This is a genomic window from Paenibacillus roseus (assembly GCF_016424485.1).
Lineage (GTDB): Bacteria > Bacillota > Bacilli > Paenibacillales > Paenibacillaceae > Paenibacillus_D > Paenibacillus_D roseus.
Genome location: NZ_JAELUP010000066.1, coordinates 20,197 through 28,127, shown reverse-complemented (window position 1 = coordinate 28,127; position 7,931 = coordinate 20,197). Strand labels below are relative to the sequence as shown.

Genomic DNA, 7,931 nt, shown 5'->3' with positions numbered 1-7,931 from the left:
ACAGGATGGCTGGTTAGGCTTTATCCTGATGGGACTCCCACCCACTAGAATTAACGACCTTGCCCGGCCGCACTACACAAAATTCTTGACAGACCCAGTTACCCTTCAAGGTTGAATAACTATTTTTCTATTCCTGTTTTCTTAAAATACTCATCATAGGCTTCGTGGATTTTTTCACGACATACGTCTTCCCACATTTTTTTCAAATGTGAGATTTTGGCTTCATCCGCATCATTTGGGACCATTTCACCACCAAACCCAATCCAAGAATCTGCATCCGGTACTTCACCAAGTTCAGCTGAATATGCAATCTCATGAGGCGCATAAGTAAAACCAATATGCTTGCAATTATTCTCAAAACAGTGATATCCCGGATCACCAAACCCATTTTTACAATAAGCAGGCTTTTCTCCAATCTCTTCATCTTCAATGGAACTTTGAGAGCAATATAATTCTAAAAGTATATGCTTGATAGTCATTGACTCACCTCATCTTCTAGTACTTATGGTCAGTAAGCACCTCAATAACACTTATGTTAGTTCATCTTCATTTGCTTTTTCTTTCGCTTCATAATAGAACGTACTTTTGGCGATTTCGAGGGCGTCACACCTTGCGGATACCGAGTATGTATCACGATTATTCTGGATGATCGCTACTTTCGTCCCATGATCAGCGCGGCTTGCTTTAAAATGTCGTTCTCCATCAGAAGACGCTGGTTTTCTTTCCGTAAGGCGATCAGCTCATTTTCTTCAGGTGAACGATTGTCCTTTTCTTTGAAGGAACCCGTTGCCTTCGATTGCTTGATCCAGCGGTCTAGGGCCGAAGCAGTGAGGTCGTATTCCTCCACAATTGCAGTTCTGGACTTCCCGTTTTCATAGAGTTGCACCATTTGCTTTTTAAAGTCAGGTGTGAATGTTCGTCGTGGTTGGTTGGACATGGTTGAGATCCGCTCCTTCATAGTATTAGATCTATTCTACAAACCCTTATTTTTATTGTCCAACTAAGTGTAGACGATCCATTATTTCTTACCTTTAACCGACCGTGTGTCGGCTATCTGGGACAGAGAGTCCGCTGAAATAACAGACTCTCCACTATGCTCCGTTGACATCTGACGGAAATCGCTTGGCAAATGCGGTCATTAGGAATTGCGTGTAACTAGCCAATGTTTCCGTTTCAGCGAATTTATCCGTAGTGAAGCGCCTTTCATGCAGTTTTTCTAGTCGGGCGGTATATGCCTTGTAGTCGTCACTCTTGACGGTCTCTTGAATCCACAGCGTCATCTCTCGTTTACCTGTTTCCTTACGCTCCCAATGAATTCATGTGTCTTCTCTGACACAAGCAAGTATGGATGAACGTGAAGATAGTTCGGCAGGTAGTACGTATTATTCTTGCTCTGGCTGACCAGAATCAGCTTTTTCTCTGCCAATGTGGTAATATGCCGCTCTACGGACTTGGAACTACATCCTAGATTTCGAGCAATCATTTCAATGGTGGGGTAGTACTGGCTCTGGTCGCTCATATATGCGACAATATCGACAAGAATCAGCTTCTCATACGGACTTAGACCGTAACACCGATGGATTTTATGCGGCAGGATGGTGTATCCCTTATGCTGTCCGGTAAAGTTGCTCTCCTTGGCAACTTCGTCCATGTACGCATTAGCGGCTTTAGTATTCTTAGTCCTCCAGAAGTCGTTGTACTTCGTTTTCATCTGCAATACCTTCCTTCTGATGCTGTTATGCCGCAACTTGGCGGCTCTAGAGTAGGAAAGGCGGCTAGCCTGAACGTTACCTTACCTGGCCGTCACCAAATTGCTTTTGCACAGTAACTATGGAGGCATATGGACAGATCGTTGCGGAGGAAATTCAAATATTTTTTCTCCTTACTATAGTGGTCGGTCTACCTTAGTCTAAAGTTGCGGTTTCATCTTAAGACAATTATGAGTTTTTGTACGTTCATTACTTTTTGAAAAAACTGTGAGAAAGCGAAGGTAAGTTTTCTGCATCCAAATACGGTGGAATCTGATGATTTTAAGGCTATGTTGAGGATGTAGATTAAGACAAAGGGGTTATATTCTCAAGCATTTTGTATGTGCGTACAGCTATTTCGGAGAAAACTCATACGGAGGTGATGAGGGGTAAGTTCTTTCAGGCTGTGCCGCCCGATTCATTCGGCACTGGTTGACGGTTAAAGAGAAGACCTTGAGGATTGCCGCCCTCAAGGTCAATAATGGTCACTTGAATTTCTTTAGTTGCTCATTAGGACTCCACTCTTCAGGAGGTCGGCGCCCTGTTGAGAACCACTTACAACCAATATTTATCCATTTTGCTCTCCATTGCTTGTAAACTACTTCTTTTTCAACAATGTCATCATCATCGTAACCGTAGTGGAATCCACAACAAGGACAAATTTCATCTGATGGTACTCCTCTACTATCGTACGGTGATTCATAAAGCCCGTCATAATTACATACTAAACACTGGTTTTTCACGCTTCACTCACTTCCCCGGTTGCCTATTCCAATATGTTGGAGAGGCAGGCTTATAAAAAGTTTTCGTTGTACCATCAGCATTATATGACCCAAAAGTATTGGTTTTCGAATCATACACCCTGATTGTTCCATCCGTATCTGTTTTGATTTGGTATTTCTTTCGGTCATTAAAAAAGTCATTTGCTTTTTTAGCGTATGCATCTGGTGTTTTGACACCAAAATCAGCACCATGCCTATCATAATGGTCTTGCAACGTTTTTGGATTGCCCCATTTGTGAACACCGCAAGCATTATGAGTCCAAATACCAAGATTGGAAACAAAGTACGTATGGAAGTCCTTCACCTTGAAATTGTAGACTGTGACGTGCTCCTTCTTAACCTCAATCTTCTCAATGGCTAATTCCTTGCCATCCGTAGTTGTAAGAACATCGCCCACCGCAAGATTCTTCGATTCTACCCAACCTTTGCCGACAATCCAGAACGGATGCTCATCAGTTGTAGTTATGACTTCTTCACCAACAGTAATATTATACGTTTCCTCAACATCACGTTGGAAGAGCCATTCGACTTCCTTGTAAGCCATCTCGCCTGTCTCATCGTCTTTGGCTAGTACTTTGTCACCTACCTTGATTTCCTCAATCGGTTTCTCCCCTTCGTCTGTAAGAACTTTTGTTCCCGCGGTAAAGCAATTACAAGCCTTTATTGCGTTTTTGAGAAAATCTTGACCTTTATTCGTTAACTTACCCACTTTCCCCTGTGGGGTTACTTCTATAAATATCATTCCTGCTGCCAAAAATTGTTCTAATGAATAGGGGTTTTCTTTTGAAATTCTGTAGTATTCATTTAACTCCGACAGGGTTCCCATTGACCAGTAATCAGCAGCTGCATAATAGGAGGAATGTGCTTGTTTTAGAAATTCCCACTCTATTTTTGCCTGCTCTTTTACACTTTCCCAAGCGGCTTTACAATACTTCTTCCCTAGCCATTCTGTAAAACAATGTCCAGATGGATCAATATACCTTAACGGGTTATTAGCAGTATACGTATACAAATTCAAACTCAGCGGATTTGTAATTTCCCCTTCATACGTATCCTTACTTATAAAACGTCCTACACTTGGATCATACCATCGCGCTCGCAAATATTGCAATTGGGTTGTCCGATCCCATAATTCCCCTGAATAGCGGAACGAGTTGTCCACCGTCTCCTGTTCAATCAGCGGCTTGCCCCAAATATTATAAGTGTAGCTGTTCAATGCTGTATTACCTGTGCTATCTCGCAATTCGATGACATCTCCATGCCCATTGTACAGATAATAGGCTTTTCCGCTCGTACTCTGCTGCGCAGCCAGCCCTTGTCCTCTTACATAGCGCGTCTTGAATGTCGCTCCATTCCCTGTGCCGCTGACGCTTCCCTCGGCAATGACCTGATCGCCGTCATAATAATATCGCGTTTTTTGATTGCCTTCTACTCGCTCATACAGCAGCCCGTCCCCATTATACCGATAGGTCACTTCTGCTCCTTCGACAGTTGCTTTTATGAGCCGGTTCTGCGAATCATATTCATATTGTTTATCGAATAAAAAGATATCTTCGAATCCTCGATCTGCTTGTATCGTCGCCCGGTTGTCCCGAGTATCATAGGTGTAGGTTTCATTAAATTGGCTGGAGTTCGTTATCCGATTCAAGGAATCATAGCTATATTGATACTGGAATGCAGCCCCTGCCTGGTTGCCTGACTGGGATGTAATGTTGCCATTATCATCATACGCGTACTGGAACGAGTGGAGAAGCGTGCCATTTGCTTTTTTATGGATCAACCCACTCAATTGTAGCCCATCATATGCAAAGGATGACGTGTTGCCGTTGCCCAGTTGAATTTCCCGCATCAAATTGTTCTTATAATAGGTATAGGTAGCATCCGAATTGTTTGCCGATTCCCCTACTGTCGTCAACCGGTTGCGATTATCATACGTATAGGTGATAGCATAACCAAACGGATCTGTCATGTTTGTTCTTTGACCCAAAGTATTGTAGGTATATCGAATGTCCCTGTTATCGGGAAGCACGATTCGCAGTAGTTCTCCCGTGGCCGCTTTATATTCATAAGAAGTGATGCCTATACTATCACTCATCGTCTTCCGCCGCCCGGATGGATCATAGGTAAAGACCAATGTCTCATCTGGCGATTGCTTTTTGGTGAGGAAATCCCTATTGTTGTAAGTGTATGTGAACGACTGGCCTTTCTGGTCGATATGCTGAATGACATTCCCATTCGCATCATAATAGTACTTATCGATTTGGCCCAATTCATTCGTTTGTTTGATTAATCGTCCCCGTTCATCATACTGCTTCTGGATTTGATTGCCGTCCGGGTACATCACCGTTGTCATGGGTCCTGACAGGGCATACGAATAACGATATTTCTTTTGCTGCGCATCCGTTACCGATTTCATCCGTCCTAACACATCGTACGTATAAGTCGTCGTCCCCGCGGCATTGGTGCGCGTAAGGACATTACCTTCACGGTTATATGTCATCGACTCCAGTTGCTGATACTGCCCGCCACGCCACATTTCGCTTCGGATGATTCTCTCTAGCACATCGCTCGTACTGCGTGCCCGATTTCCTTCGGGATCAGTGCTTGTCACTTGCCGATTAATATCATCATACTGGACGGTCGCATACGAGTTGTCCGGGTACGTAGTTTTAATGATACGGCTCCAGGCATCGTAATCATAATCGGTCATCCTATTTGCGTTATCCCGCTCCCAATCCAGTCGTCCATATGTGTCATACTCATAGGAACGCAAAATCCTGTAGGCAGAGCCTTCCCGGATCGCTTCTTCAATCACATTCCCCAGTCGGTCCCATCTCATGCGAGTGACAATACCGCTCTCATCGGTGATCACCGCCTGATTCGCTGAATCTGTATAGACAACAGACGCGACCGTAGCATCTGGGTTGGTTACTTTAGTTAGCCGATCCAGCTTGTCATATTGCAATTGTATGATGTGGCCATTCCCTTTTGTATACGATTTAACCAACCCGGTATTCGTATAATAGTCAACCGTGTTCACGACCGTTTGCGCTGCACCGTCTGCATTTGTAGTGCGAATTGTCTGCTTTGTCGGATATGCGCCGAGGAATGCAGCGCCATACTCTGTGTCGTAAATAATATCCCGTCCATCATCCTTGATCACGATGCGCCGCACATTCCCGTGCACATCGATATTTTCATAGGAGGCCTGGGCCATCAGTTCCCCGTTCTCATTATTTTTCCTTACCGTAATCTTTATGATGCTCCCTTGCGGATTTCGGATAAATTCCGTCAGCCGGTTTTCCTCGTCATTGACGCGGTTCATTACGCTGGAGAGCAACCGCGTCGTAGGATGGTACGTATACGTGGTTATATTGCCGGTCGGGTCCGTCTCCGTAAGAATATTTCCATAATTATCGAATGTCCGCGAGGTTTGAACCGCCGCCGCTGTGGACGTTCCTTTCTTATACTGGGTTGTCGTCTGAATAGGCGAAGTGATCTTGCGCACTTCGTCATATTGAAACGTGGCTATCCTTTGCTCATCTCCAACTGTCTGTGTCACCCGGTTCGTATAAAACTCCGGCGAATCATTCGCATTCGATACTTTCTTCCGGTGGTCATATACAGTGCGGGTCAGGCTGTCATCCACATTGACATAGAAGTTAGCTATATTTTGGCCATAGGTGCTTGCATAATCTGTAGCTGCTCCTTGTGGGTTGGTATAGGTGTAATTTTGTAAGCGATAGGTATTCCCATTGGCCATATCTTTCCGTGAAGTGATGCGGAACGCGCGTTGTGACGCATAATCGCCCGTTTTCCGGGTGACGGGTGCATATGTATAGTTTGTGATTGCGCCTGTCGGGTGTTGAATGTCCTTCAGCAAAGCGGTCATGTTATTCTGGTATTCGGCACCTTGAATCAAATTAAAACTAGCATTCTCAAATGCATAGTTATAGTAGGTTCGTCGTCCGGCTGCGTCCGATACACTGTACAAAATCTCGGTTTCCAGCAAATCAAACTCTGGAAGCGGATCGTAGGATTCATACTTCCATTTATAATACTTGACCGTTTTATCTCCCTGCTTCAGTTCTACTTCATTCTCATTATAAGTTATCTCAATTGAATTGTTAGCAGCATCTATGATACGAGTGAGCACAGTGCCATAGGTGGTATGATTATTGTAATAGAAAGATATCGTGTTATTGTAACGATCGGCAATTTGAATCAGTCGGCCATCGCTTGCAAAATAATGATGGAGGCCATGGATCGATTTTAAAGCAAGATACGACTGTTTTCCATTTACAGTGACAGAAGTATCGCTTGCAATGGATAGGTCCTGGAAGGCATACCCTTTTAGTCTTGCTCCGGAGATTTCATAGCTACCTTGATCCATCATATTCAAATAGGATTTGCCTTCAGCATATTTAATAAAAGGAATATTCCACATCCATCCCTTTCCAATCGGATATAGCCGTTCCTCGGACGTTTTTTCCTTTGCTTTATTCCGCCAATTAATTAGCAATGGACCTGTATACAGATCATTAAATGTTACTTGTGGGTACGAACTGACCTCCCAAATATATCTTGACTGAATTCCGTTGGCATCTGGAGATGACCAGTCATTAGCAAAGGCTGTTCCTTTCCCGGCCATCGCATTAATATATCGCATCAGTCCAAAGGCATCGAATACATTATTCATTATATCCGGGCGAATATAAGGATCAAAATAAAATCGGCCACTACTTACTACATTTTTGGATGTTTCTTCTGTGTGAATGTTCTTTTTTTCCAGGTATTTTATACCTGAATGTTCAACTCTGCATACGCAGAATTTTGTCATCTCATAATCTTGCTTGAAAAATTCCGCACTGGAGGCATCATAAATTCTTTTGAGGTCAAAAGATAATCCATTTCTTCCTGGCAAGGAAATATCTGTCGTTTCGACTGTCAAATTACCATTCAACGTGGAGATGCTTTCCTGCTGTTGAGCAATGGAATAGGGCGCTTGCGGCGTCTTCACATTCAAATTGCCAACTGCATTTATAATGCTGGGGTCTGGAATTTCATTGCTCATTCTTGCCATCATTCGTTGCATGTTTATCTCTTGTTGACCATCAACCGCTGTTTCTTCCGTTACAAGCTGAGGCCCCAACTGCGGAATATAAGGCTCCTCCGTCCCCATATCCCGCCTGAAGTCCTCTGGAAAAAAGGTCTCATTGAACTCCGAATCTTCCCAACCATCCCATTCTTGACTTTCGTATGGAGGTATGCTTCCAACGTCTTTCTGAACATCCAGATTGCTTGCTCCAGCTACAACTGGAGGAAATGAGCTTATGAATATCACTATACAAAACAACATTGATAGATATTTTTTCAAGTAAAACCTCTCCTTTTGATTTTC

3 protein-coding genes and 1 pseudogene are annotated in these 7,931 nt (G+C 43.6%); all 4 read right to left on the bottom strand.

Going from position 1 to position 7,931, the window contains the following annotated elements:
* Positions 1-119 precede the first annotated feature (119 nt).
* The 4 genes and pseudogenes from JFN88_RS13895 to JFN88_RS13880 all read right to left on the bottom strand — a co-directional run bounded on the left by JFN88_RS13895 (position 120) and on the right by JFN88_RS13880 (position 7,907).
* Complete coding sequence (locus tag JFN88_RS13895; RefSeq protein ID WP_199019908.1) at positions 120-479, bottom strand: hypothetical protein; 360 nt, start codon at positions 477-479, stop codon at positions 120-122.
* Positions 480-539: 60 nt separating this feature from the next.
* Positions 540-937, bottom strand: a pseudogene (locus tag JFN88_RS13890) (transposase); the annotation flags it as partial.
* Positions 938-1,276: 339 nt separating this feature from the next.
* Positions 1,277-1,711, bottom strand: a complete 435-nt coding sequence (locus JFN88_RS13885; RefSeq protein ID WP_233167843.1) for a helix-turn-helix domain-containing protein — start codon at positions 1,709-1,711, stop codon at positions 1,277-1,279.
* Positions 1,712-2,498: 787 nt separating this feature from the next.
* Complete coding sequence (locus tag JFN88_RS13880; RefSeq protein WP_199019906.1) at positions 2,499-7,907, bottom strand: polymorphic toxin-type HINT domain-containing protein; 5,409 nt, start codon at positions 7,905-7,907, stop codon at positions 2,499-2,501.
* Positions 7,908-7,931 lie beyond the last annotated feature (24 nt).